24 protein-coding genes are annotated in these 23,853 nt (G+C 38.4%); 15 read left to right on the forward strand and 9 right to left on the reverse strand.

All coding sequences use genetic code 11. The features are described 5' to 3' along the window. Nucleotides 1-155: 155 nt before the first annotated feature. The 10 genes from lexA to manA all read left to right on the forward strand — a co-directional run bounded on the left by lexA (nucleotide 156) and on the right by manA (nucleotide 9,276). Nucleotides 156-791 carry a transcriptional repressor LexA gene (lexA, locus tag ACXPAV_RS00350; RefSeq protein ID WP_179255232.1) on the forward strand — a complete coding sequence of 212 codons (636 nt, stop codon included), beginning with the start codon at nucleotides 156-158 and terminating at the stop codon, nucleotides 789-791. A gap of 373 nt (nucleotides 792-1,164) precedes the next feature. Continuing rightward, on the forward strand, nucleotides 1,165-2,955 hold the full coding sequence (gene frdA, locus ACXPAV_RS00355; protein ID WP_039134758.1) for a fumarate reductase (quinol) flavoprotein subunit: 1,791 nt from the start codon (nucleotides 1,165-1,167) through the stop codon (nucleotides 2,953-2,955). After that, the gene (locus tag ACXPAV_RS00360; RefSeq protein WP_021461006.1) at nucleotides 2,955-3,728 is read left to right on the forward strand and encodes a succinate dehydrogenase/fumarate reductase iron-sulfur subunit; all 774 of its coding nucleotides are present in this window, start codon (nucleotides 2,955-2,957) and stop codon (nucleotides 3,726-3,728) included. The genes frdA and ACXPAV_RS00360 overlap by 1 nt, the downstream gene beginning before the upstream one ends. Nucleotides 3,729-3,740: 12 nt before the next feature. Next, the gene (frdC, locus tag ACXPAV_RS00365; protein WP_021461007.1) at nucleotides 3,741-4,136 is read left to right on the forward strand and encodes a fumarate reductase subunit FrdC; all 396 of its coding nucleotides are present in this window, start codon (nucleotides 3,741-3,743) and stop codon (nucleotides 4,134-4,136) included. Between the two features lie 10 nt (nucleotides 4,137-4,146). Next, entirely contained in the window at nucleotides 4,147-4,491 is a 345-nt protein-coding gene (gene frdD / locus ACXPAV_RS00370; protein WP_458003670.1) for a fumarate reductase subunit FrdD, read from the forward strand. Nucleotides 4,492-4,803: 312 nt separating this feature from the next. Next, a complete protein-coding gene (manX, locus tag ACXPAV_RS00375) occupies nucleotides 4,804-5,805 on the forward strand; it encodes a PTS mannose transporter subunit IIAB (protein ID WP_458003671.1) in 1,002 nt (333 codons plus the stop codon). 22 nt (nucleotides 5,806-5,827) lie between these two features. Beyond that, nucleotides 5,828-6,631, forward strand: a complete 804-nt coding sequence (locus tag ACXPAV_RS00380) for a PTS mannose/fructose/sorbose transporter subunit IIC (protein WP_039157278.1) — start codon at nucleotides 5,828-5,830, stop codon at nucleotides 6,629-6,631. A gap of 14 nt (nucleotides 6,632-6,645) precedes the next feature. Further along, on the forward strand, nucleotides 6,646-7,482 hold the full coding sequence (locus tag ACXPAV_RS00385) for a PTS mannose transporter subunit IID (protein WP_039082749.1): 837 nt from the start codon (nucleotides 6,646-6,648) through the stop codon (nucleotides 7,480-7,482). Between the two features lie 108 nt (nucleotides 7,483-7,590). Further along, a complete protein-coding gene (locus ACXPAV_RS00390; RefSeq protein WP_458003672.1) occupies nucleotides 7,591-8,076 on the forward strand; it encodes a YobD family protein in 486 nt (161 codons plus the stop codon). Between the two features lie 3 nt (nucleotides 8,077-8,079). Further along, nucleotides 8,080-9,276 (forward strand): mannose-6-phosphate isomerase, class I, encoded by a 1,197-nt coding sequence (gene manA / locus ACXPAV_RS00395; RefSeq protein WP_458003673.1) that lies wholly within the window; start codon nucleotides 8,080-8,082, stop codon nucleotides 9,274-9,276. Between the two features lie 74 nt (nucleotides 9,277-9,350). On the opposite strand, the gene ACXPAV_RS00400 is transcribed toward manA, so the two are convergent. The 6 genes from ACXPAV_RS00400 to ACXPAV_RS00425 all read right to left on the reverse strand — a co-directional run bounded on the left by ACXPAV_RS00400 (nucleotide 9,351) and on the right by ACXPAV_RS00425 (nucleotide 16,282). Further along, complete coding sequence (locus ACXPAV_RS00400) at nucleotides 9,351-10,445, reverse strand: fimbrial protein (protein ID WP_458003674.1); 1,095 nt, start codon at nucleotides 10,443-10,445, stop codon at nucleotides 9,351-9,353. An 8-nt stretch (nucleotides 10,446-10,453) separates the two neighbouring features. Continuing rightward, nucleotides 10,454-12,985, reverse strand: coding sequence for a fimbria/pilus outer membrane usher protein (locus ACXPAV_RS00405; RefSeq protein ID WP_458003675.1), 2,532 nt, complete (start codon nucleotides 12,983-12,985; stop codon nucleotides 10,454-10,456). A gap of 29 nt (nucleotides 12,986-13,014) precedes the next feature. Further along, entirely contained in the window at nucleotides 13,015-13,719 is a 705-nt protein-coding gene (locus ACXPAV_RS00410) for a fimbrial biogenesis chaperone (protein ID WP_458003676.1), read from the reverse strand. Nucleotides 13,720-13,786: 67 nt separating this feature from the next. Continuing rightward, nucleotides 13,787-14,326: a fimbrial protein gene (locus ACXPAV_RS00415; RefSeq protein ID WP_458003677.1), complete on the reverse strand. Its 540-nt coding sequence runs from the start codon at nucleotides 14,324-14,326 to the stop codon at nucleotides 13,787-13,789. Nucleotides 14,327-14,719: 393 nt separating this feature from the next. Beyond that, a complete protein-coding gene (locus tag ACXPAV_RS00420; protein WP_458003678.1) occupies nucleotides 14,720-15,919 on the reverse strand; it encodes a low temperature requirement protein A in 1,200 nt (399 codons plus the stop codon). A 3-nt stretch (nucleotides 15,920-15,922) separates the two neighbouring features. Beyond that, nucleotides 15,923-16,282 carry a winged helix-turn-helix transcriptional regulator gene (locus tag ACXPAV_RS00425; RefSeq protein ID WP_458003679.1) on the reverse strand — a complete coding sequence of 120 codons (360 nt, stop codon included), beginning with the start codon at nucleotides 16,280-16,282 and terminating at the stop codon, nucleotides 15,923-15,925. A gap of 239 nt (nucleotides 16,283-16,521) precedes the next feature. Between ACXPAV_RS00425 and ACXPAV_RS00430 the strand changes: the two genes are divergently transcribed. The 3 genes from ACXPAV_RS00430 to ACXPAV_RS00440 are packed head-to-tail and all read left to right on the forward strand — an operon-like array spanning nucleotide 16,522 to nucleotide 18,264. Beyond that, on the forward strand, nucleotides 16,522-16,752 hold the full coding sequence (locus tag ACXPAV_RS00430) for a DUF896 domain-containing protein (RefSeq protein ID WP_458003680.1): 231 nt from the start codon (nucleotides 16,522-16,524) through the stop codon (nucleotides 16,750-16,752). Nucleotides 16,753-16,784: 32 nt separating this feature from the next. After that, nucleotides 16,785-17,657, forward strand: coding sequence for a pirin family protein (locus ACXPAV_RS00435; protein WP_458003681.1), 873 nt, complete (start codon nucleotides 16,785-16,787; stop codon nucleotides 17,655-17,657). Between the two features lie 46 nt (nucleotides 17,658-17,703). Then, nucleotides 17,704-18,264, forward strand: a complete 561-nt coding sequence (locus ACXPAV_RS00440; RefSeq protein ID WP_458003682.1) for a hemerythrin domain-containing protein — start codon at nucleotides 17,704-17,706, stop codon at nucleotides 18,262-18,264. 46 nt (nucleotides 18,265-18,310) lie between these two features. Here ACXPAV_RS00440 and ACXPAV_RS00445 read toward each other — a convergent pair whose 3' ends face one another. Both ACXPAV_RS00445 and ACXPAV_RS00450 read right to left on the reverse strand, forming a co-directional pair. Then, nucleotides 18,311-18,655, reverse strand: a complete 345-nt coding sequence (locus ACXPAV_RS00445) for a DMT family protein (RefSeq protein WP_458003683.1) — start codon at nucleotides 18,653-18,655, stop codon at nucleotides 18,311-18,313. Nucleotides 18,656-18,775: 120 nt separating this feature from the next. After that, nucleotides 18,776-20,143 (reverse strand): GntP family permease, encoded by a 1,368-nt coding sequence (locus ACXPAV_RS00450; protein ID WP_458003684.1) that lies wholly within the window; start codon nucleotides 20,141-20,143, stop codon nucleotides 18,776-18,778. A 338-nt stretch (nucleotides 20,144-20,481) separates the two neighbouring features. Here ACXPAV_RS00450 and ACXPAV_RS00455 point away from each other — a divergent pair, with 338 nt between their 5' ends. Together ACXPAV_RS00455 and edd are read left to right on the forward strand one after the other, a co-directional pair. After that, nucleotides 20,482-21,009, forward strand: a complete 528-nt coding sequence (locus ACXPAV_RS00455; RefSeq protein ID WP_458003685.1) for a gluconokinase — start codon at nucleotides 20,482-20,484, stop codon at nucleotides 21,007-21,009. Between the two features lie 10 nt (nucleotides 21,010-21,019). Then, a complete protein-coding gene (gene edd / locus ACXPAV_RS00460) occupies nucleotides 21,020-22,819 on the forward strand; it encodes a phosphogluconate dehydratase (protein ID WP_458003686.1) in 1,800 nt (599 codons plus the stop codon). A gap of 55 nt (nucleotides 22,820-22,874) precedes the next feature. On the opposite strand, the gene ACXPAV_RS00465 is transcribed toward edd, so the two are convergent. Beyond that, nucleotides 22,875-23,792 (reverse strand): EamA family transporter, encoded by a 918-nt coding sequence (locus ACXPAV_RS00465; protein ID WP_065230827.1) that lies wholly within the window; start codon nucleotides 23,790-23,792, stop codon nucleotides 22,875-22,877. Nucleotides 23,793-23,853: the final 61 nt, after the last annotated feature.

The raw sequence follows: 23,853 nt of genomic DNA on the forward strand, positions 1-23,853 counted from the left end.
GGAGTAAGTGTAGCATAAATTTATTATTAAAAGTGAGCGTCAGATCAAGCAATTCATAAAAGAACGGTGCTTGATAAATTACTTTGCAATCAGAGAGAGGCTGTATATAATGACAGGTAATACTGTATAAAAGCACAGAGAATGGGATTATGGCGATAAAAAGTAATAAAGCACTGACAGCACGTCAACAACAGGTTTTTGATTTTGTAAAACAGCATTTAGAACAAACAGGAATGCCACCGACTCGTGCGGAAATAGCCAAGCAGCTTGGTTTCCGTTCTGCCAATGCAGCGGAAGAGCATTTAAAAGCTTTAGCCAGAAAAGGTGTTATTGAAATAGTATCTGGCACTTCACGCGGAATAAGGTTAATTGGTGAAGTGGAAGCGGCAAACGATGAACAGGAGGGGTTGCCGTTGGTTGGACGGGTTGCTGCCGGAGAACCAATTTTGGCGGAAGAACATATCGAAGCGATGTATCAAGTAGATGTGAATATGTTTAAACCGAAAGCGGATTTTTTGCTGAAAGTACAGGGAATGTCGATGAAAGATATTGGTATTTTAGACGGTGATCTATTAGCTGTGCACAGTACAAAAGATGTGAGAAATGGGCAAGTGGTGGTTGCGCGTATCGGTGATAATGTAACAGTAAAACGTTTTGAGCGTAAAGGAAATATGCTTTATTTGCATCCGGAAAATAGCGAACTTTCTCCAATTGTAGTCGATCTTAGCCAAGAAAATGTAGAAATCGAAGGAATTGCAGTCGGTATTATTCGTAATAATGCTTGGATGTAGATAGAGAGATAGACAAAAAAGAGTCAGGCGGCAGATCAGATCAAAATTGTCGCCTTTTTCTATTTTGTTAATTTCTCGTGCTATAAAAGATTGATTATTGCAAAAATATTAATTTTTTGTGTTTTGTTGGTCGAATAAATTTTCAGAAAATAAAATCCTTCCTATTTTTCATTTTGTTTAAATCTTGTTCTAACAACAGTTTCTTTGTATACCCCATAATTGTTGTTCAGCCACATAACTTTTTTGAGGTAGATCACGAAACTGACTTTTTTTATTAAAAATCTGTAAAAAAATAATTACCTACCGGGCAAATAATGGCACAATAATGGCACTTTTTACTTCTATTCTAAATAACGTAACCTTGGAGGATATCGTGCAGACTGTTAATGTCGATATTGCAATTGTTGGTGCCGGTGGTGGTGGCTTGCGTTCAGCAATCGCAGCTGCAGAAGCAAACCCTAACCTTAAAATTGCTCTAATTTCAAAAGTTTATCCAATGCGTAGTCATACTGTTGCTGCTGAAGGTGGTGCTGCGGCAGTTATTAAAGATGAAGACTCATATGATAAACATTTTCATGACACTGTTGCTGGTGGTGACTGGCTTTGTGAGCAGGATGTAGTGGAATATTTCGTAGAGCATTCTCCAATTGAAATGACACAGTTGGAACGTTGGGGATGCCCTTGGAGTCGTCGTCCGGATGGTGATGTGAACGTACGTCGTTTCGGTGGTATGAAAATCGAAAGAACTTGGTTCGCAGCTGATAAAACCGGTTTCCACTTACTTCACACTTTATTCCAAACTTCTATTCAATTCCCTCAAATTCAGCGTTTCGATGAGCATTTTGTGCTTGATATTCTTGTTGATGATGGTCACGCACGCGGTGTTGTTGCAATGAATATGATGGAAGGCACAATGGTTCAAATCAATGCCAATGCAGTCATTATCGCAACTGGTGGTGGTTGCCGTGCATTCCGCTTTAATACTAATGGCGGTATTGTAACAGGTGATGGTCTTTCTATGGCTTATCGTCACGGTGTGCCGTTACGTGATATGGAATTTGTTCAATATCATCCTACTGGATTACCTAATACCGGTATTTTGATGACTGAAGGTTGCCGTGGTGAAGGTGGTATCTTGGTCAATAAAGATGGCTATCGTTATTTGCAGGATTATGGTCTAGGTCCTGAAACCCCAATCGGAAAACCTCAAAATAAATATATGGAACTTGGTCCTCGTGATAAAGTTTCACAAGCATTCTGGCAAGAGTTGCAAAAAGGTAACACTTTGAAGACCGCAAAAGGCGTTGATGTGGTTCACCTTGATTTAAGACATCTTGGTGAAAAATACTTACACGAACGTCTACCGTTTATTTGTGAGTTAGCACAAGCATATGAAGGTGTTGATCCGGTTAAAGCGCCTATTCCTGTACGTCCAGTTGTTCACTATACAATGGGTGGTATTGAAGTTGATCCTCAATGTGAAACTCGTATTAAAGGTTTATTTGCTGTGGGTGAATGTGCTTCTTCTGGTTTGCACGGTGCTAACCGTTTAGGTTCTAACTCACTTGCTGAATTGCTTGTATTAGGACGTGTTGCTGGCGAACAAGCTGCTCAACGTGCGGTTGAAGCAAAACCAGCAAATCAATCTGTAATTGATGCGCAAGCACAGGATGTGATTAAACGTCTTGATGCCTTGTTAGATCAGGAAGGTACAGAATCTTGGTCTGCAATTCGTGATGAAATGGGCAACTCTATGGAAGAGGGTTGCGGTATTTATCGTACGCAAGACAGTATGCAAAAAACTGTAGATAAAATCCAAGAGTTGAAAGAACGTTATAAACGTATCCGTGTTGCTGACCGTTCAAGCGTATATAACACTGATGTGCTTTATACTATTGAATTAGGTTATATCCTTGATGTAGCACAATCTATCGCTTGTTCAGCACTTGATCGTAAAGAATCTCGTGGTGCTCACCAACGTTTAGACTATACAGAACGTGATGATGTGAATTACTTGAAACATACGCTTGCATTCTATAAAGAGGGTGGAGTGCCGACTATTGAATACAGCGATGTGAAGATTACTAAATCGCAACCAGCAAAACGTGTTTACGGTGCGGAAGCAGAAGCCGCAGAAAAAGCAGCAAAAGAAGGGGCAAAATAATGGCGAACGCATTACAAACAATGACGGTTGAAATTCTACGTTATAATCCGGAAGTAGATAACGAACCGCATTTAAAATCTTATCAGGTTCCATATGATAGCCAAACCTCATTACTTGATGCGTTGGGTTATATTAAAGATAAACTTGATCCGGATCTTTCTTATCGTTGGTCTTGCCGTATGGCGATCTGTGGCTCTTGTGGAATGATGGTAAATGGTCGTCCTAGCTTGGCGTGTAAGACTTTCTTGCGCGATTTTAGTGGTCATATGCGTATTGAACCATTAGCGAATTTCCCAATTGAACGCGATCTTGTTGTTGATTTGAGCCATTTCATCGAAAGCCTCGAATCAATTAAGCCATATATTATTGGCAACAAAGCTCCGGAGTTGAAGAATGTTCCACAACCTTCTTCAGAATTGGCGAAGTCAAGAACAAAACAAACTCCGGCAGAATTGGAAAAATATCGTACATTCTCAATGTGTATTAACTGTGGTTTATGCTATGCAGCGTGTCCGCAATTTGGCTTGAACCCTGAATTCGTTGGTCCAGGTGCGATTACATTGGCTCATCGTTATAATTTAGATAACCGTGACCACGGTAAAGAAGAACGTATGAAGATCCTTAATGGTAAAAATGGGGTTTGGAGTTGTACTTTCGTTGGTTATTGCTCAGAAGTGTGTCCAAAACACGTTGGTCCTGCTTCGGCGGTTAACCAAGGTAAAATTGAAAGTGCGAAAGACTACGTTTTTGCAATGTTAAAAATGCAAAAATAAGGAGAAAGTAGAATGACAACAGTAGCAACAAGTAAACGCAAAAAGTATGTGCGTGAAGTCAAAGCGACTTGGTGGAAAAAGTTAGACTTTTACAAATTCTATGTCTTGCGTGAAAGTACATCAGTACCAACCATTTGGTTCTGTTTAGAATTATTCTACGGTTTGACTTGTTTAGGTAACGGTACTTTTGATAGTAATTTTGTAAACTTCTTACAAAATCCGGTGGTAGTTATTCTGAATATTATTACTCTTGGTGCAGTGTTACTTAACACATTCACATTCTTTAATATGGCACCACAAATGATGAATATCATTGTGAAGAATGAACGTATTAATGTGAAAATGGTTACCAAGGTTTTCTGGGCAATTACCTTAGTAGTAAGTATTATTGCTTTAATTTTAGTATAGGAAACAGAAAATGAACAAAGAAACTCCAAAACGTTCAAACGAACCTGTCGTTTGGTTACTGTTCGGTGCAGGTGGCGCAATCAGTGCGGTATTTTTCCCTGTATTAGTCCTCATTTTAGGTTTTCTACTCCCATTTGGATTAGTGTCACCGGACAATATCATTGCATTTGCTCATACCTGGCTTGGTAAATTGGCAATTCTCGTATTGTTAATTTTCCCAACTTGGTGCGGTATTCACCGTATCCATTTAGGGTTGCACGATTTTAAAGTGCATATTCCTGCAGGTGGAGTGATTTTCTACGGATTAGCAGTACTTTATTCTGTATTGACTATTTTTGCAGTGATTTCACTATAATCGGCTTTTAGTAGAAAATCTCCTGTTCCGGAAGGGCAGGAGATTTTTTTTATGGCTTTAAAAAAACTCTTTTTGATATTTATTTTACCGTTTTAAATAAATTTAATTCACAAATGAGAAACATCCTTTTTACATCTTCGGGTAAAAAAATGATATTGAGCAAAAGTCTATAAAATAAGGCAATAATTTCTAATCTTTTTCTCAATTTTGTGATCTGTGTTATATCTCTTTTAGCAAAATTTCTTTAAAATTGCCGGCGTTTTTACTCTATTTGAAATTTTATCTATTCATTAAATTAAATAAGGAGCTCCTATGAGTATTGCTATTATCATAGCAACGCATGGTGTCGCAGCCGAGCAATTACTTCGTACAACAGAGATGTTGATCGGAGAGCAAGAAAATGTCGCTTTTATTGAATTTGTTCCGGGTGAGAACCAAGAAACGATCATTGGTAAATATCAGGATAAATTGGCGAATGAACTTTCTGGTTGTGATGGAGTGTTATTCCTCGTTGATACTTGGGGTGGCAGCCCGTTTAATGCAGCTAACCGTGTTGCGGACGGCAAAGACAATATGGAAGTGGTAACAGGGGTTAACGTGCCGATGTTGGTGGAAACCTTTATGGCTCGTGATGATGATCCTTCTTTGGAAGAATTGGCAGAAATTGCTTTGGAAACTGGTCGTGGCGGTGTCCGTGCATTGAAATTGGAACAAAAACCACAACAAGAAACCAAACCTGAGCCAGCTCCAGTAGTTGCTACTCCGGCGCAATCTCAGCCTGTTGAACCAGCTCAACCACAAGTTGCAACAGCCGGTAAACATATGGCAATCGGTCTTGCACGTATTGATGACCGCTTAATTCACGGTCAAGTAGCGACTCGTTGGACAAAAGAGAGCAAAGTTAATCGTATTATCGTGGTGAATGATGAAGTTGATAAAGACGATGTTCGTAAAACAATGTTGAAACAGGCTGCACCTCCGGGAGTTAGTGCGCACGTTGTCAATGTAGCGAAAATGGTGCGTGTTTACAATAATCCTGAATATAACGATGATCGTGTAATGTTGTTGTTTACTAATCCGACCGATGCTCTCTTTTTAGTTGAGTCAGGGTTGGATATTAAATCGGTCAACATTGGTGGTATGGCTTATCGTGAAGGTAAAAAACAGATTACCAGTGCCGTTTCGGTCGATGAGAAAGATATTGCCGCATTTAAAAAGTTGGCTGATTTAAATGTTGAACTTGATGTGCGTAAAGTATCGAATGATCGTAAAGAAGATATGATCGATTTATTGAAAAAAAGCAACCTTATTTAATACTTAACTGAAGGAAAATATTATGGAACTTTCTAGTATTCAAATTATTTTGATCTTCATCATCTCCTGTATTTCAGGAATGGGATCGATCTTGGATGAGTTTCAGACTCACCGTCCGTTAATCGCTTGTACCTTAATCGGTCTAGTTTTAGGTGACATTAAAACAGGGATTATCGTTGGTGGTTCATTGGAATTATTGGCATTAGGTTGGATGAATATCGGTGCAGCACTTGCACCGGATGCCGCTTTAGCCTCCGTTGTATCTACCATTTTAGTTATTGTTGGTGGACAAGAAATTACCACTGGGATTGCGATTGCGATTCCGCTTGCAGCTGCCGGTCAGGTATTAACCTATGTGGTGCGTGCGATTACAGTAGGTTTCCAACATCTTGCGGATAAATCTGTGAAAGATGGTAACTTAAATCGTTTAGACTGGGTTCACTGTAGTGCATTACTTCTTCAAGCGATGCGTATTGCTATCCCTGCATTGATCGTAGCATTGACAGCAGGTACAGATACTGTTCAATCTTTATTGAATGCGATTCCTCCAGTGGTTACAACTGGATTGAAAATCGCCGGCGGTATTATTGCCGTTGTCGGTTATGCAATGGTTATCAATATGATGCGTGCAGGTCATTTAATGCCATTCTTCTATGCTGGTTTCGTTGTGGCAGCATTTACTGATTTCAATTTAGTGGCATTAGGGGTACTTGGTACAATTATGGCAATTCTTTATATCCAACTTCACCCTAAATACAATCAAAGTAAGCAAGTGGTGCAAGTAGTATCAAGCGGTAATGACGATCTTGACAACAGATTAGATTAATGGGGAAAGCAGAGATGACAACTGAAACTAAAAAAGTAACCCAAAGCGATTTAAATAAAGTCGTACTTCGTTCAAACCTTTTCCAAGGATCTTGGAACTTTGAACGTATGCAAGCGTTAGGTTTTGCCTTTTCAATGGTGCCGGTAATTAAACGTTTATATCCGGATCCAAATTCACAAGAGCGCAAAGACGCAATCAAACGCCATTTGGAATTCTTTAATACACAACCGTTCGTAGCCGCACCGGTATTGGGTGTTACTATTGCGATGGAAGAAGAACGTGCTAATGGTAAGCCGATTGAAGATTCAGCAATCAACGGGATTAAGGTTGGTTTAATGGGGCCATTGGCTGGTGTGGGTGATCCGATTTATTGGGGAACTGCACGTCCGGTATTTGCGGCATTAGGTGCTGGTTTAGCATTAAGCGGTAGTATTTTAGGGCCATTACTCTTTTTCGTATTATTTAACCTAGTTCGTTTGGCAACTCGTTACTATGGTGTAACGTATGGCTATAAAAAAGGTTTGGATGTGGTTAAAGATATGAGTGGCGGTTTATTGCAAAAATTAACCGAAGGAGCTTCTATTCTTGGTCTGTTTATTATGGGAGCGTTGGTGCAGAAATGGACAACTATTAATGTGCCACTCGTAGTTTCTACTATTGAAAAACAAGATGGAACTATTGAAATTACCACTGTTCAGTCAATCCTCGACAGCTTAATGCCAGGATTATTACCGTTGCTGTTTACCTTTGCCTGTATGTGGTTATTGCGTAACCGTGTAAACGCACTTTGGATCATTATCGGTATTTTCATTATCGGTATTATTGGCGCAGCCACTGGAATTTTAGGCTAATCGATAAAGGTGGGCAGTTGTCCACCTTATCACTATTCGGCGGAAGTGGGCTTTGCCCACTTTCTGTTTATAAATAATAAATTTCTGTTAGAACGGATAGAAATAGCTATGTTGATTAACGCCATATTATTCACTTTGATTATTCTCTACTTTCTGTTCGCCATTTATGATCAATTCTTAATGGCGAAGTGCTATGGCAAAACAGCACTGAAAATACGACTATTGCGTAGACAGAAAATCGAAGGATTGGTAATGCTGGGGCTGATTTGGTTATCTGTTTATCAGGCAGTGCCGCGAGGGCTTGAGCAAATGACAATTTACTTATTAGTAATGTTGTCAATTTTATTGATTTATCACTTTTTTGTGCGTTATCCAGTATTTTTACTAAAACAAGATGGCTTTTTTTTAAATAATATTTATATTCCCTATCAACATATTAATGCGATAAATATCAGTGAAAATGGCTTTTTACAAATAGTCTTAAAAAATGATAAAGCCTTACCGGTTTACATTGAGAATGTTGATGACATTGCCGCTGTTTTACAGTTTTTAGCGCAAAGCGGCAGAATTACCCAGCCGATTGGAGGAAAATAAATTATGTTTTATCGCCTAAATGGAAAGGCACAACATTATATTTGGGGTGGAAAAACATTCATTCCACAATTATTACAACAACAACCAGATGGTCAAGTTTATGCAGAATGGTGGTTAGGAACACACCCAAGCGCAGTTTCCAGTATAGAGGTGAATGGGGATAAACAAAGGCTTGATCATTATATTGCCACACATCCGATAGTGTTAGGTGAAACATCACAACAGCAATTCGGGAATAGATTACCCTATCTGTTGAAAATATTGGATGTAGAGAAACCATTGTCTATTCAGTTACACCCAACCAAAAAAGAGGCGGAGCAGGGTTTTGCACGCGAAAATGCGCAAGGCATTGATCTCAAAGATACAAAACGCAGTTATAAAGATGACAACCATAAACCGGAAATGATGATTGCGTTATCTGATTTTTGGTTATTACACGGTTTTAAAACCAAAAGTGCGATTTTAAAAACCTTGTATGCTCGTCCGTCTTTAGTGGTTTTAGCGGAAAAATTGGAACAACAATCTTTAAAAGATTTTTATGCAGATGTAATGCAGTCCTTACAAACGCAATTAGCACAATGGTTATTGCCGATTATTCAGCATAATCAAGTGGCATATCGAAATAATGAATTAACTTTGGATAATCCAGATTATTGGTTGTTATATGCATTGGAAGCGATGGAAATTTCGGTAGATAAACTTGATGTGGGATTATTGAGTTTCTACTTATTCAATATTGTTCATCTGAAAAAAGGTGAAGGCATTTTCCAAGATGCCGGTATTCCACATGCCTATTTACGCGGGCAAAATATCGAACTAATGGCAAGTTCCGATAATGTGATTAGAGGTGGTTTAACGCCGAAATATGTTGATATTCCGGAACTGTTAAAAATTGTTGATTGTTCGGAAATTATTCCTAAAGTAATTGCAGCGGTCAACAAAGAGAATGGTTACTACACTTATCAAACACCAAGTCGAGATTTTGCGTTAAGTAATATTAATTTTTCCACTGATTATCAGTGTCAAATAAAAGCGGATAATGCTGAGATTCTGTTGGTGATGCAGGGTGAAATCACTTTGCATAACAGTGAACAAAAATTAACTTTAGCACAAGGTGAATCTGCATTTATTGAAGCGCAAACATCATATACTTTGTCAGGTGAACAAGATGGGTATGCCATCATTGCCAAGTTACCTTAATAGATAGATTCCTTCTTTGATAAGAAGAAGTAAATTTTATAATAGATAAGGTGCGAATCAACGCACCTTATCTATTATTGATAGGAGAAAGTGAAAGTTGCTCTGCTGATAACTGAGCCTGGCTGGAGTGGGGTGCTAGGATCTAAAGCGTATTTCACAATATAACGTTGAGAAGCTGAACCCCAATCGTTTGTTGGTTTAATATAGTTTCCGAAAGGTATAGCGTTTAAATTGCCTTTAATTCGAGAGGGTGGTCCAAATTTTATTGCTTGAGAGCTATTTTCTGGATAAATTTTGATGCCAATGCCGGAGGCAGTAGCATCCTCACTTAAACTTAATATATCGCCATAATTGCTAGGCGTGCTTGCATCAGAAAAGGTAATAAAAATTTTTTCAATAGCATTGGAAGAGAAAAAAAATCCTGGTACACCGGCACCACAATTTCCAAGTCGAATTTCAAAATTACCAGATTCAATTTCTCTTTCTTGGCGTAATTTGTAGACCTGTATTGTTTTCATATTGATATTAATATCTTTTTCGGAAAGCAAGTTACAGGTGCTGGATTCAACTCTGAGATTAAGTCCGGTTGGTTTGATTGCTGTTTCAGGTGTACCGTGCGTCCCCCTAATAGATATATCATTGTCATCTGTTACTGTGATATAGCCCATATCATAATTTTCAAATCGTGCAGAAGAGTAGGTGACGGTTTCCCTTTCTAATGATGTAGCGACAGCTACAATTTCAGGATTAATAGTAAATGAAACTTGTCGTATATTGGCATCTACGTCAATAAAAATGGCATTAAAATTTTTTCCCCCATTTTGAACGACCTCTTTTTTATAAAAACGGCTACCTGAAGAATAATTAGTAATGTTAAATTGTAATTCAAATTTATTCCCTGTACCAACAAGGTACTGTTCTAACATTACTCTTATTCTTTTTCGTTTAGATGTTGCTTCTGAACCTTGAAAAGAGAGTGTTACTTGCTTTGGTGTGGTAGCTAACCGTTTACCATAAAAATTATCGCGTGCTAAATAGATATAATTAATTTTTCCTTTTAATTCTAAACGAACAGGATTAGGTGTAGCTTGATATTGAATATCTGCATACCCCTTTGAGATGGTTAAAAATAAGGAAAAAAAGAGAAACAACAAAGACTTTAAATGCATAGCGACCTCTATTTAAATTCGCACTGTACAGGGATAATTAATGGTTTATCTTCGGAAGTTTTATGATTAATGTGATAATGAATTACGCATTGTTTATCACGCCATTTTAAGTGTAGTACGCCTTTTTCATCAGAAATATGGCTATAAATACGACCGCCTTGAGCGACAACACCAATGGCTTGTCCATTTTGATCAAAAACTTCTGTACCTAATGGAGGCACACTTGCTCGATTTTGAATTTCAAAGAACACTACGTTACCGACTGTTGTTGCAAACTCAACTAAAATAGCGTTATTAGCACGAGGGATCACTTTTTCTTCCGTAGCGGAAAGTTCAACATTGCTAGATAAATTGTCAGTATTGATGCCAACATAATTAATTTTGTATGGAGAAATATAAGGTACGATACCATTACCGAAACGATCGATTTGGCTTCCGTTTGTGCCATTAATAACCGCACCTTTTGCACCTTTTGCGTGAATAATGGCGAACGTGTCACTAAGATCATTGGTTAAGGTAATCCCTCTTGGGTGAGCAACAATCGCACCAGAAGCACCAAATGACAATTGGTTATTATGTAGATTGTCTTGACTCCAAGAAGAATCTAATCGCATTAGTGAACTATAATAACTTTGATTTATTGCGTAACTATGTGAAGCACGCTGTTTATTAAATGATAAGTTATAGCTATAACTATTTGTTTCACCAAGCGTACCTGAAAGCGTAGTGTAACTAGAATGTCCTTGAGTTTTGTTATAATTTAACTGTTGTGATACATAGGCAGAATTTGCACTATTACCAAATGGGATTGATAAATTCAGTGAAATTATTTTCTCTTTGTGTCCAAGGGAATTTTTGCTTTGAGAAAACGCTAAATTGTAGCTTAAACTTTTGTAGTTATTACTATAACCAAATTGGTACTCATTTTGCTTAGCGGAATTATCCCAATAAGTATTGGTTGTTCCGATTAGGTAAGCGGAACCCCAACCGGGTTTTAATTCTTGGCTAATAGAAATTTGAAATTGATTTTTTAAATTTTTTCGAATGATGCCATTTGTCTCTTTATTAAAACGTTGTTGGTTATTTAACATCATTACATCTACAAGGCTCATATAATTACGAGAAAGGTAGCGATAAGCAGCTAAAGTAACATTAGTATTAGTGGGATCAATACGCTTGTTATAACTGGCAGATAAACTGTAGCCTTTGTATTTTTCATTAAGTGGTATCACTGTTGCAGTAGAAAAAGTCGCATTAGTTGCAAATGAACCAAATGGTGTGTTGAATGCTAAACCGGCTAATTCTGCGTGATAATGTTTTGAAAAGGTTGCACCAAAATTAACAGTAATATTGTTATTAAGACCATATTGCCAAGTGGCTTGAGCAATTTTTTCATTAAATAGCGTATTACCAAAACGATAACGACCGGCCGCTATTTGGTAACGGCTATATCCCGGTCTGATAAGTTGGGCAGTAGCTGTATAAGGAACGCTAAATGTACGTTTTTCACCGTTAGCCTCTAAAATTTCAACTTGTAAATCACCCCCATAACCCATTGGGTATAAATCGTTAATGCTGAATGGGCCTGCCGGTACGGTAACTTCTCGTAAAATACTACCGTTTTGTCTAACTGTAACACGTGCATTACTATTGGCGATTCCACGAATAATAGGTGCATAGCCTTGTACGGATGTGGCTAACATTCTATCATCAGAACTGAGTTGTACGCCTCGCAAAGAGAAACTGTCCATTAAAACACCATCAGTATTAAAATCACCAATTTTTAATTGTCCGCGAAGTACAGCAATATCTCGTTGTAAATAGGTTGCCGTATTTTGATATGGTAATCTCTGATTGTTTTGCCACGAGATCGAACCTTGATGACGCAATGCCCAACCAGCAAAATTGAGACCAGCATTAATACCTAAATAACTTTGTTGTGAATTTATATCTGTGTATTTATAGCGATAGTTTGAGGCATCATAACGGATAAAAGCAACGGGAACACCGACTTGCCATTGAGCGGGGGAAATGTAACCTAAAGGACGTTGCTTAATAAAGGCTTGAGGCGATTTGACATCAAGTTGTAAATCGTTGAGATTAAAATCAGTTTTGATTTCAGGCGCAATATTATCAAATAAAATACACCCATTATGTTCATTACGAGTTCTAGCAATGGCATCATCGGTTAAATCTAATATTTCCAACAATGTGTCATCAGCACATAATGCAGTATTATTTTTTTCAGGAACTTCAACAAATTGAAGTTTTAAGCGTCCTTTAAATTCTTGATTAAGGTAAATATCACTTAAATATTCACCAGCAGGTGTTGGGTTTCCGTAATTAAAACGAGAAATATCTACTGTTTCTTTAACTGTTTTTCCTCGTAAAAATCCATCATAAAACTCAGCAAATTCAACGGCTTCTACGCTAGAATGTAGAAAGCAACCTAGCAATGCCAAAGATAAAGCATTAAGTTTAAAACTCTGCTTATATGGATATTTTTTTGATGAAATGGCATTACAAACCGTTGTACACATTATGTTATAACTCCATTTGATAATTTTCTTTAGTGTAAATTACTGTTTCCGCTCACTTTTGCACCATAATCGTTAATGACACGCCAATTCACGTTCCCACCACTAATAGCTTGTTTTAATGCAAAATGTTTTTCAGAAAATGGTGCGACCATCCCGGTTTCTTTCACATCGATTGTGTGTCCGTTTTGATGAACAGCAATATCTTGGTAAGTAATAAAGTAAGGTGTTGGATTTTTGGCAATAATGTCGTTTTTGCCACTTAAACGCCATTGCACTTTCTCATAAGCTTGTTCAACAGGGAACGGCAAATTTCGTGGTCGATAGAATAGTTTTATTCGGCTACGTACCGCAATTTGAAGGTAATTTTCAGGTGCTTTTTCACCTTGTGGTTTTGGTGGAATATCTAATACATTTAAATAAAAAACGGATTCTCTATCTTTAGGTAACGCCTCACCAGTGTGAGTGATTCGTATAGTTTGCCCTTTATTTGCTTCAATTCTGGAAATAGGTGGCGTGATAACAAAGGGGGTTTGAATTTGATCGGGAGCAGCGTCAATTTGCCCGTTATCGATCCAAGTTTGCATTAATGCTGGGGTCGTACCAACATTGGAAATTTGTACGTTTACACTTTTTTGTTGAGCAGGGTAAATTACTCGAGTGCCAGTAATAATAAGACCGGCATAGCTAGAAGAAGCTGAAAATGCAATAAGCAATAACATCAATTTTTTCAACATAGAGCAACCTTATTTAAACATCGGGCAGAAACTCTGCCCGAAGAGAAATAAATTTTAATGACAATGTTTATTCGTATTCGACATAGTAATCTACTGCGGCTTTAACATTACCAGCTGTTGTTGGGCCGGTTGCATAGTAACGTGCGTAGTAGGTAAGTTTGTTATTGGAGGTAGTGATGGTTTGTAGATTACTTCCTTGATGTCCGCCTGTCCCTGTTGCATTGATAACAGTAGCTGCATCGCTATCAAGTAATTGTACTTGTGCATTTTTTGCAGCTGTATTTGGTGCTTCAGTATTTTTTAGACGACCAGAAGTTAAATCAACTTTGTCTGGGGTAGGAACAAAATAAGCTCTTGCTTTTTGATTATTACAATTATCCAATTGAATTTGGAATAATGTTAAACCGGCAGTGTCATTAGCAGCGGGTAATAGACGGATTGGTAATGTCGGTAGTTGTACGGTGAGGTTCTTACTATTTGTATTTACTTCACAGGTATTCTCTACCAATTTCCCATTAAAATTAGCTGTTCCGTCTTTTGGCTTATCTACGGCAAAAGCTGTTACTGATGTAGCCAATACTAACGTTGTTAAGAAAAGTTTTTTCATAACTTAATTTCCTTTTTTAGTTGGTTGACAAGAGATCTTTTTATAACATAGCGGGGGGGGGTGTAAAGTTTTGTTATAATAAATTCACGAATTAATTTATTAATTAGATTATATAATCACTATTTTTTATTAAATTTTCTATTATATTGTTGTATATATAGTACAAAACAAGAAAAATAGGGTATTCTTGCATTATTTTTACTAATCATTTTTTGTAAATTTATGTGATTTAGATCACATATTATAATGAATAATCACTCTGTTTTTTTAAAGCAACTTAGAGAGTTAAAGTAAAAACGTAAATAAAAGAGCAGGTTGTGGGCAGACACTGTGCTAAGAAAGAAGAAAAGATTGATAATAATGCGTGAATAAAAATCACGCATTACTCATTGATTATTGATCACCTTGTTGGTGGATAAAGATCATTATGACTGGAGCAATAACAGCAAGCCAGATTGCCCAAATAAGATCCAGTTCTAAATAAACAGCCCCTAATGCTAAGAAAGTAGCAATAATACCTAGCCAGTATCCAAATAGGTGGTAATGTCTTTGCCCACTTAAGCGACGGCGGATAAAGGTAAGTGAGGTTAAATAAACGGCGATTGCGGTGGTTAAGGTTGCCATCGCAAACAGCGGTGATACAGGGTGTTCAGCGGCAGTGGTGCTGTTTAATTGCGTAACGGTATCCGCCACCAATTCCAATGCCGAACCGACAGCGGCTAAGGCGATAAAGACAAAATAATGACCATAGCCGAAGAAAAACGCCGCTTTGAACGTGCGCCGTTGTTCTAATAATTGTGCAAACGGCATTTTAAAATAGAGCCACCAAAGTGAGAACATAATGGCAGAAATGCCTAAACCGAGCGGCAAGGCTTCGGTCAGCAATGAAATTTCGCTACGCAATAATGGCGTGATGGCGTTGGTAATGCCGAGCAAGCCTTCACCAAGCAGAATAATCGCCAATAAGCCATAACGTTCCGCAATGTGATGTGGATGCCAACTGGTTGCCTCTTTTCGTTCTGCCCACAAAGGCACAGAGAGTTCAATCAGCATCATTAACGGTAGCAGATAATAGGCATAATCGGTTAAGACGAACACGACAATCGCCCATAAAATTTGGGTGATAATCAAACCGTAGCCATAACGTTGGCAGGTTGCTTTTCGGGTTGGATCATTCTTTGCCGCTCTGAACCACTGATAGGCTTGCGCTAAACGCATAATCACAAAGCCCCATAACATATTTTTCATTGAACCGTTATGAAACACTTCATTAATGCTGACGGCTAAAATCAATGCCCCGAACATTTGCACCATAGTCACGATACGATAGGCAGTATCATCGGTATCGTAGGCGGAGGCAAACCAAGTGAAATTCATCCACGCCCACCACACGGTGAAGAAGCAAAAAGAGAAAGTAGCCACCCCTTGCAGTAGGTGATGGGCGGCGAGTGCGTGATGCAAACCGCTTGCCGTGGCAGCGATAGCGATCACAAATACCAGATCAAAATATAACTCTAACGGCGTGGCGACACGGTGATGTTGTTGATGGTCGCGCGCCACCATCGGTTTTGTAGCAAGATAACGTTTTATCATAAATTAATTTTCCTGTTGATGGCGTTGTTGGCAGGTTTTTTCATATTTGTTTCCCCATTTGTGCATTGCTTTAATCACCGGCAGTAGGGTTTGCCCAAATTCTGTCAGTGAATATTCCACTTTCGGCGGAATTTCCGGATAAACCTCACGATGCAAAATGCCGTCATTTTCCATTTCTCTCAGTTGCAATGTCAGCATTCGCTGCGTGATATTCGGAATCAATCGGCGCAATTCATTGAAACGTTGCGTCCCTTGGAAAAGGTGATACAGAATAATCACTTTCCATTTGCCACCGATAATATCTAATGTGGTATTTACCGGGCATTGTTGATGTTCGGTAATATTTTTGTCTGTCGCTTGCATTGTTTCCTCTGCTTGTCTGAAAAAAACGGCGTTATTATAGCGAAAAAATTTTATAAAAAAAGTCCATTTATTTTTCATATTAATTTTAAAAATAACAGTTTTGTTTTTGTAACTATATGAAAATTAATAAATTATTGTAATTTAAAGGTATAAAAAATGTGCGTACTTACGAAAAATAAATTAAGTTTGTATAATGCACCGCATAAATTCAAGGGATGAAATGATAAAGGAGGGTAATAATGCAAATTTCAGAATTGGATAGAATTAATCAGTTGGCACATAAAGCAAAAAATGAAGGTTTAACTACGGATGAAATTGCGGAAAGAGCAATGTTGCGTCAACACTATTTAGCGAAAATCCGAGGTCAATTAACCAACATTTTGGCAACAGTTACGGTGGTGGATAGCGAAGGTAATGATATTACGCCACAGAAATTACGTTTGGCACAAAAAAATGGAATGTTAATCTAAATGATGAATTAAAAAGAAAAAAGGATAGTAAAATGAGAAAAGTTAAAAATATTTATCAAGAAAATCAAGCACATTGGGTCGGAGATGGCTTTTTGGTTCAACCGTTATTCAGTCATATGGGGGAAGATCGTGGAACAAATCCGTTTTTGATGTTGGATTATGCCGCACCACAATATTATGAACCGAACAGCCAGACACCTCGTGGCGTGGGGCAACATCCGCATAAAGGTTTTGAAACGGTAACGATCGCTTATCAAGGGGAAGTGGAACATCGTGATTCCAGCGGTGGCGGCGGTGTGATTAAAGCCGGCGATGTGCAATGGATGACCGCCGGAGCCGGTATTATCCATCAAGAGTTCCATTCTGAAGCCTTTAGCCGTCGAGGTGGAATGTTTGAAATGGTACAACTTTGGGTAAACTTGCCGCGTAAGGATAAAAATGTACCGGCACATTATCAGCACCTCGCTAAAGAGAATATTCCGGTGGTGGAATTTGCCGATAATGCCGGTTATGCCCGCATTATTGCCGGTAATTTCGCCGATATTCAAGGAGCAGCGAAAACCTATACCAAAATGAATGTGTGGGATATGGTGATTAATGCTGGACGTGAAGTTGAGATTGAAATACCGGAAAGCCAATCTCTCTCTATGGTGGTTTTGCGTGGTAAAGCGATCTTTAACCATAACGAACAGGCGAGTGCTGGACAGTTAGTCAATTTTGAGAGAAGTGCCGGCAAAGTAACCATTACCGCCGCAGATGAAGAGGTGAAAATTCTGCTGTTAGCAGGGGAACCGATTGAAGAACCGGTTGTCGGTTATGGCTCGTTTGTGATGAATTCTTTCGAAGAGATTCGTCAAGCCGTAAATGATTTTAATGCAGGTAAATTTGGTCAAATTGAAAATTGATAAAATGGGTGGTTGCTAAGGCATCCGCCCTGAATAAGGAGAAAATATGATGCTTTATAAACCATCCCATCCACACAGTTTATTGCAAGATGAACAACTTTTTCTATTCCAGCAATTTCCACCTGAAAAATGGCAGATGTTGCCGAGTTTCAGCGGTGCTGCCGGTTGGTTAGGAATGCACGATAGCTTGCGTTTCGGACAAGGAATGTTAGAGCATCTAGGACAGCAATATTTGGATCAGCACTTAGATTGGGAAACGTTCCGGCAACGGTTATTGCACGAAGCCTATCTGCATTATGGGCATCTGGATGGGCATCATCGTTTAGAAGATGATGAACATTTTCCTAAAATGCGTTTGCAACAACCGAAATTAGCTTCAGGATTTGATCTGTTAGAAAATGATCATCATCAGATTGCCGAACGGTTAAGTGAAGTCAATCGTGATCTGTTACGTTTACGGCAAACGCCGGTACCGCAAACGCAGCCAAAATGGGTCGAGCAGCTAATCAATAATATTAAACAGAGCGGTGAGCTGCTTTATCGTCATCTTGCGGATGAAGAAGATTTGGTGATTCCGTTATTAGCTCTACAACAAGAAGCAAACTAAATAAAATAAATTATTTTATAAAAAAACAGCCATTAAACGGCTGTTTTTAACTTCTGAATACAAAATAGACGCAACCTAACAGACAAAGCCCAGCCCAGATATAATCCAATTTAAATGGTTGTTTAAAGAACCAAACTAGAAACGGCACAAAAACGAGCAATGTAATCACTTCTTGTGTAATTTTCATTTGCCCGAAAGAGAAACCTTGAGCCGCGAGATAACGTGTTGCCGGAATCATAAAACTGTATTCCAACAATGCGATAAACCAACCGAAAATTATAGCTTGCCAAATTGGCGCATTATGTAGAAATTTTAAATGACTATACCAAGCTAATGTCATAAAACAGTTAGAAATTACTAAAAGTAATAATGGGAATATGTACGAAAACATATCATACCTATGAAATCAAATACGGAAATAAGCGATGCATTTTACGCTTTTTTTGATGTCTGAAAAGTGGGAATAAAGAAAAAGTTGGGCATATCGCCCAACTGTGAATGATTGATAAACTTAGAGAAAAATGCTGGCGATAGCTACGATTATAAAACCGATAACACCCAACAATGTTTCTAAAACAGTCCAAGTCTTAAAGGTTGTCTTGGTGTCCATCTCTAAGAAACGACTGATTAACCAGAAGCCGGAGTCATTAACGTGAGATAACACAGTTGCACCGGAAGCGATAGAGATCACGATAAAACAAAGATCAAATTGGCTTAATCCAGGGGTTGCGGCGATAGTTGGTGCCATAAGAGCAGCGGTAGTGGTTAATGCTACGGTTGCAGAACCTTGAGCAACGCGTAAACAGGCTGAAATTACAAATGCGGCTACAATAACAGGCAAACCGGTATTGGATAAAGTAGATGCTAACACATCGCCAATACCGCTGGCACGCAATACGCCACCGAACATACCACCAGCACCTGTTACCAATACTATTGAGCAGATTGGCCCTAATGCACTGTCGCAAAGTTTTTCAATTTGCTCCTTAGTACGTTGACCTTTTAATAACATAATAGCAACCAATAATGTGATTAATAAAGCAACAGGAGTTTTCCCTAACATTCTGAGAATTTCAACCCAAGTTTGTGAGCCATCAATTACTTTGATGGTACTTAAAGTATTTAACCCTGTATCTAAGAAAATTAAACAGAGCGGTAATAGCAAGATAAATAAAACTTTTCTAAAGCTTGGTACTTCAGAATTTACAGTTTCAGCAACCACATTTTTACTTAAAAAGGTGGTTGGTAATGCAACGTGAATACGTTTACCGATAAATTGAGAATAGAGATAAGCACCGATATACCAAGTTGGGATAGCAGTAAGCAAACCAATAATCACTAATAGCCCCATATTTACACCAAGTAACTCACCGGAAGCTACCGGACCTGGATGTGGTGGTAGAAAAGCGTGCATTACAGCAAAAGCGCCGGCTGCAGGAAAAGCATATTTTAAAGTAGAATCACCAAAGCGTTTTGCCACACTAAAAATAATTGGCAACATTACAACTAATCCGGCATCGAAAAAGATTGGAAAACCGAAAAGCAGTGATGTTACGCCTAGCGCTAATGGTGCGCGTTTTTCGCCGAAAATTTTGATTAAGGTATCTGCTAGTACTTTTGCACCACCGGTGATTTCTAATAAACGACCAATCATTGCACCTAAACCTACCAATAGAGCGACAGAGGCTAAGGTGTTACCGAAACCACTCAGCATTGTCGGAACGATTTTGGTATAAGGCGTACCGGTAACAAGTGCAGTTAAGAGACTGACCAATGTTAAGGACACAAAAGCGTGAACTTTAAAACGTATAATTAAAACTAATAAAGCAATAATTGCACCAAGTGCAATTAAAAGCAGCGTAGTTGCATCGTGAGCCATAGAATTCTCCCTAAAAAAAGATTAAACATTTTAATTATTTTATATGTTACCGATAACAATAAAATTGTAAAAACAATTTTTCCTAAAATGAGATCTAGATCTCATTTTTTGGCATAATTTCGTTTTTTAGAATATAAAATAATCAATATAAATGGTTTTTAATAAAAAATGACTTAAATCAAAGAAAAATAATTTCAGTTATTGACGAAATAGGTAATATAGATTTAATCTTTAATTGTTACCGATAACATTTAATTCTAAATTTTATAGTGTATTTGGGGTAAGTGGTTATCGTAGATGGATTTTAGTAAGAATTGATTGTTTCTAGGGGAATGAAAATGACAGCACAAAAAGGAAAAAGTTTTATCTTAATGGGGGTTTCGAGTACAGGAAAAACAAGTATTGGTACGGCAATTAGTCAGCAATTAGGACTGAAATTAATTGATGGAGATGATCTACATCCACGTGCCAATATCATCAAAATGCGCGATGGACACCCTTTGAATGATGAAGATCGCGCTCCTTGGTTGGAGCGTATTCGAGATGCTGCATTCAGTCTGGAACAAAAATCTGAACGAGGCATTATTATCTGTTCCGCTTTGAAAAAGAAATATCGAGATCAAATTCGAGAAGGAAATGATGATGTGAAGTTTATTTTTTTAGAAGGGGATTTTGATTTAGTGTTATCAAGAATGAAACAACGCCAAGGTCATTATATGAAAGTGGATATGTTGAAAAGTCAATTTGCAACATTGGAAACGCCACAAGCCGATGAAACGGATGTGATTCACATTGATATTAATGCACCTTTTGAACAGGTAGTAGATCGTTGTGTTACTGCTATTAAGCCATTTTTAGCTGAATAGGTGGTGCAGTATGAATTCTGTTATTGCTCAAGTAACTAAACGAATTGTGGAACGCAGTCGACACACACGAGAACGTTATTTAGCTCGTATTGAACATCAGTTGCAACGAGGAAAAAGTCGCTCCCATCTTAGTTGTGGTAATTTAGCACATACAGTAGCAACCTGCTGTCCAGCACAGAAACAGACAATTTTGGATTTTACAAAAATCAATGTGGGAATTGTTTCTGCTTATAATGATATGTTGAGTGCGCATTCGCCTTATCTTGAGTATCCAACACAAATCAAACAGATATTAGAACAAATGGGACATTCTGCTCAGGTAGCAGCAGGTGTGCCAGCAATGTGTGACGGTATTACGCAAGGACAGGAGGGAATGGATCTTTCATTGTTTTCTCGAGATCTAATTGCTCAAAGTACAGTGATTGGTTTAAGTCATAATACTTTCGATGCCACATTGTTATTAGGTATTTGCGATAAAATTGCACCGGGACAATTAATGGGGGCATTGTCTTATGGTCATTTGCCGACAGCATTTGTGCCGACTGGCCCAATGACAACTGGAATATCAAATAAGGAAAAAGTTGCTATTCGTCAGCAGTATGCAGCTGGAAAGTTAGGTAAAGAAGCGTTACAGCAGATGGAAAATGCAGCTTATCATAGCAACGGAACTTGTACGTTTTATGGTACGGCAAATACTAATCAGCTTGTGTTTGAGGCGATGGGATTAATGTTGCCGGGTGCTGCATTTGTGCCGGTGAATAGCCCGATTCGACCGTTGTTAACAGAAATGGTTAGCCGTCATATGGTGAAAATCAGTCAAAGTAGTAGTGATTTTAGACCGCTCGCGAAAGTTTTAGATGAGAAAAGTTTGGTCAATGGTTTAGTGGCATTATTGGCTTCGGGCGGAAGTACAAATCACACAATGCATATGATTGCTGTAGCGAAGGCGGCAGGTTTTATTCTGAATTGGGATGATTTTTCTGATTTGTCGAATGCTGTACCACTTTTGGCTAAAATTTATCCAAACGGATCGGCAGATGTAAACCAATTTCATCAAGCAGGTGGAGTGCCGTTATTGCTGAAACTTCTGGCAGAACAGGGATTATTACATTTAGATGCTACACCGATTTATGGTTCAATGCAGGATTATTTTACTATGCCGACCTTACAACAAGGGAAATTGGTTTATCAGGCGGTGGAGCAGACTTTAGATAAGAATGTGATTGCGGAGCAAGGTAAAGCATTCAGTGCACACGGCGGATTAAAAGTGGTTGCCGGTAATCTGGGACGAGGTGTGATTAAAATCAGTGCGGTGCAACCGGAAAAACGCCGATTAACCGCACCGGCAATGGTGTTTGAGTCACAACAGGATGTGGTGAACGCTTATCAACAAGGAAAATTGACGCAAGATGCAGTGATTGTGGTGCGTAACAGCGGACCGGCAGCAAGAGGAATGCCGGAATTGCACCAGTTGATGCCGATTTTAGGCAATTTAATGGAACAAGGGTTAAAAGTGGCGTTGGTGACGGATGGGCGTTTGTCCGGAGCATCGGGGAAAGTGCCTTCAATCATCCATCTAACACCTGAATCAGTTAAGGGAGGGGCGCTGGCTTATGTGCAAAATGGCGATCTGTTGGAAATTGATGCAGAACATGGACACTTAAACTGTTTAACTGATTTAAGTGAACGTCAAGCAGTGAAGATTGATTTGAGTGCGGAGTATCAATATTCCGGACGGGAGTTGTTTAAACTGTTCAGACAAAACATCAGCTCGGCGGAAGAGGGGGCGACCATTTTCAATGATATGTAAGTCGCAAGGACGTAAACATTGAGGAGGTTGGTAGCGATACCAACCTCTCTTTTTTTTAATGTCTAAAATGGTGATGGCGACCGCCGAAGAAACGTAAAATTTCTTTCCCTGAAACGGTTAAGACAATCGCAGAAAGGATCGCGATGATGCCGAATAAAATCCGCACAGTCATCTGTTCGTGGAATACTAAAACGCCGACTAGTAGCGCCGTAATCGGTTCTAATGCGCCGATAATGGAAGCGGTGGTTGAACCGATCATTTGAATAGACTGATTCATCAACACCAAAGAAAGCACGGTCGGAACAATCGCTAAGCCAATGATATTAATAAAAAATTGTGACGAATTATTTACTTGCAAATGTGTGCCGAAATCCAAACGGAGGAAAAACACCAATGCACTGAAGAGCAAGCCGTAAAAAGTTAATTTAATGATTGGCAGATTATGCAAAGGTGATTTTTCAACTGCAATAATATAAATGGCGTAAGTCAAGGCTGAAATAAAGACAAGCAAGACACCAAATGGATTAAGACTGGTACCATCATTGTCTTGGTATAGCATAGATACGCCAAAAATTACGAGCGTAATTGCAAGCATAGTGATTAAATTAATACGTTCCTTGAAGAACATTATCATCATCACTGCTACTAATAATGGATAGATAAATAAAATAGTTGATGCAATACCGGCTTCAATCAATTGATAACTCATAAAGAGAGTAAGTGATGAAATGGCAAACATTACCCCAACGAAAATAACAGAAATCAACTCTACTTTAGTGAGTGAAAAAGATATTTTTTGTTGCCGCATAATAAATGCAAGGATCAAGCTGGCAACACTAAAACGATAGAATAATACGGAGTCGGGAGATAACCCTAATTCATATAAAGGCAGTGTAAATAAAGGGTTTAATCCATAAAAGCTGGCACCGATACAACCAAAGATAAACCCTTTAGAAACAAGTTTTGAGATCATTTTTAAACACACATAAATTAGAATGCGCGTATTATAGACCTTTTATTTTTTGCGTAAACGC

The sequence above is a fragment of the Gallibacterium sp. ZY190522 genome (genome assembly GCF_054166015.1).

Bases quoted from the DNA above. Each gene is read 5' to 3' on its own strand.
- ACXPAV_RS00360 (WP_021461006.1), top strand. From the start codon at position 2,955: ATGGCGAACGCATTACAAACAATGACGGTTGAAATTCTACGTTATAAT.
- frdC (WP_021461007.1), top strand. From the start codon at position 3,741: ATGACAACAGTAGCAACAAGTAAACGCAAAAAGTATGTGCGTGAAGTC.
- frdD (WP_458003670.1), top strand. From the start codon at position 4,147: ATGAACAAAGAAACTCCAAAACGTTCAAACGAACCTGTCGTTTGGTTA.
- manX (WP_458003671.1), top strand. From the start codon at position 4,804: ATGAGTATTGCTATTATCATAGCAACGCATGGTGTCGCAGCCGAGCAA.
- ACXPAV_RS00380 (WP_039157278.1), top strand. From the start codon at position 5,828: ATGGAACTTTCTAGTATTCAAATTATTTTGATCTTCATCATCTCCTGT.
- ACXPAV_RS00385 (WP_039082749.1), top strand. From the start codon at position 6,646: ATGACAACTGAAACTAAAAAAGTAACCCAAAGCGATTTAAATAAAGTC.
- ACXPAV_RS00390 (WP_458003672.1), top strand. From the start codon at position 7,591: ATGTTGATTAACGCCATATTATTCACTTTGATTATTCTCTACTTTCTG.
- manA (WP_458003673.1), top strand. From the start codon at position 8,080: ATGTTTTATCGCCTAAATGGAAAGGCACAACATTATATTTGGGGTGGA.
- ACXPAV_RS00400 (WP_458003674.1), bottom strand. From the start codon at position 10,445: ATGCATTTAAAGTCTTTGTTGTTTCTCTTTTTTTCCTTATTTTTAACC.
- ACXPAV_RS00405 (WP_458003675.1), bottom strand. From the start codon at position 12,985: ATGTGTACAACGGTTTGTAATGCCATTTCATCAAAAAAATATCCATAT.
- ACXPAV_RS00410 (WP_458003676.1), bottom strand. From the start codon at position 13,719: ATGTTGAAAAAATTGATGTTATTGCTTATTGCATTTTCAGCTTCTTCT.
- ACXPAV_RS00415 (WP_458003677.1), bottom strand. From the start codon at position 14,326: ATGAAAAAACTTTTCTTAACAACGTTAGTATTGGCTACATCAGTAACA.
- ACXPAV_RS00420 (WP_458003678.1), bottom strand. From the start codon at position 15,919: ATGATAAAACGTTATCTTGCTACAAAACCGATGGTGGCGCGCGACCAT.
- ACXPAV_RS00425 (WP_458003679.1), bottom strand. From the start codon at position 16,282: ATGCAAGCGACAGACAAAAATATTACCGAACATCAACAATGCCCGGTA.
- ACXPAV_RS00430 (WP_458003680.1), top strand. From the start codon at position 16,522: ATGCAAATTTCAGAATTGGATAGAATTAATCAGTTGGCACATAAAGCA.
- ACXPAV_RS00435 (WP_458003681.1), top strand. From the start codon at position 16,785: ATGAGAAAAGTTAAAAATATTTATCAAGAAAATCAAGCACATTGGGTC.
- ACXPAV_RS00440 (WP_458003682.1), top strand. From the start codon at position 17,704: ATGATGCTTTATAAACCATCCCATCCACACAGTTTATTGCAAGATGAA.
- ACXPAV_RS00445 (WP_458003683.1), bottom strand. From the start codon at position 18,655: ATGTTTTCGTACATATTCCCATTATTACTTTTAGTAATTTCTAACTGT.
- ACXPAV_RS00450 (WP_458003684.1), bottom strand. From the start codon at position 20,143: ATGGCTCACGATGCAACTACGCTGCTTTTAATTGCACTTGGTGCAATT.
- ACXPAV_RS00455 (WP_458003685.1), top strand. From the start codon at position 20,482: ATGACAGCACAAAAAGGAAAAAGTTTTATCTTAATGGGGGTTTCGAGT.
- edd (WP_458003686.1), top strand. From the start codon at position 21,020: ATGAATTCTGTTATTGCTCAAGTAACTAAACGAATTGTGGAACGCAGT.
- ACXPAV_RS00465 (WP_065230827.1), bottom strand. From the start codon at position 23,792: ATGATCTCAAAACTTGTTTCTAAAGGGTTTATCTTTGGTTGTATCGGT.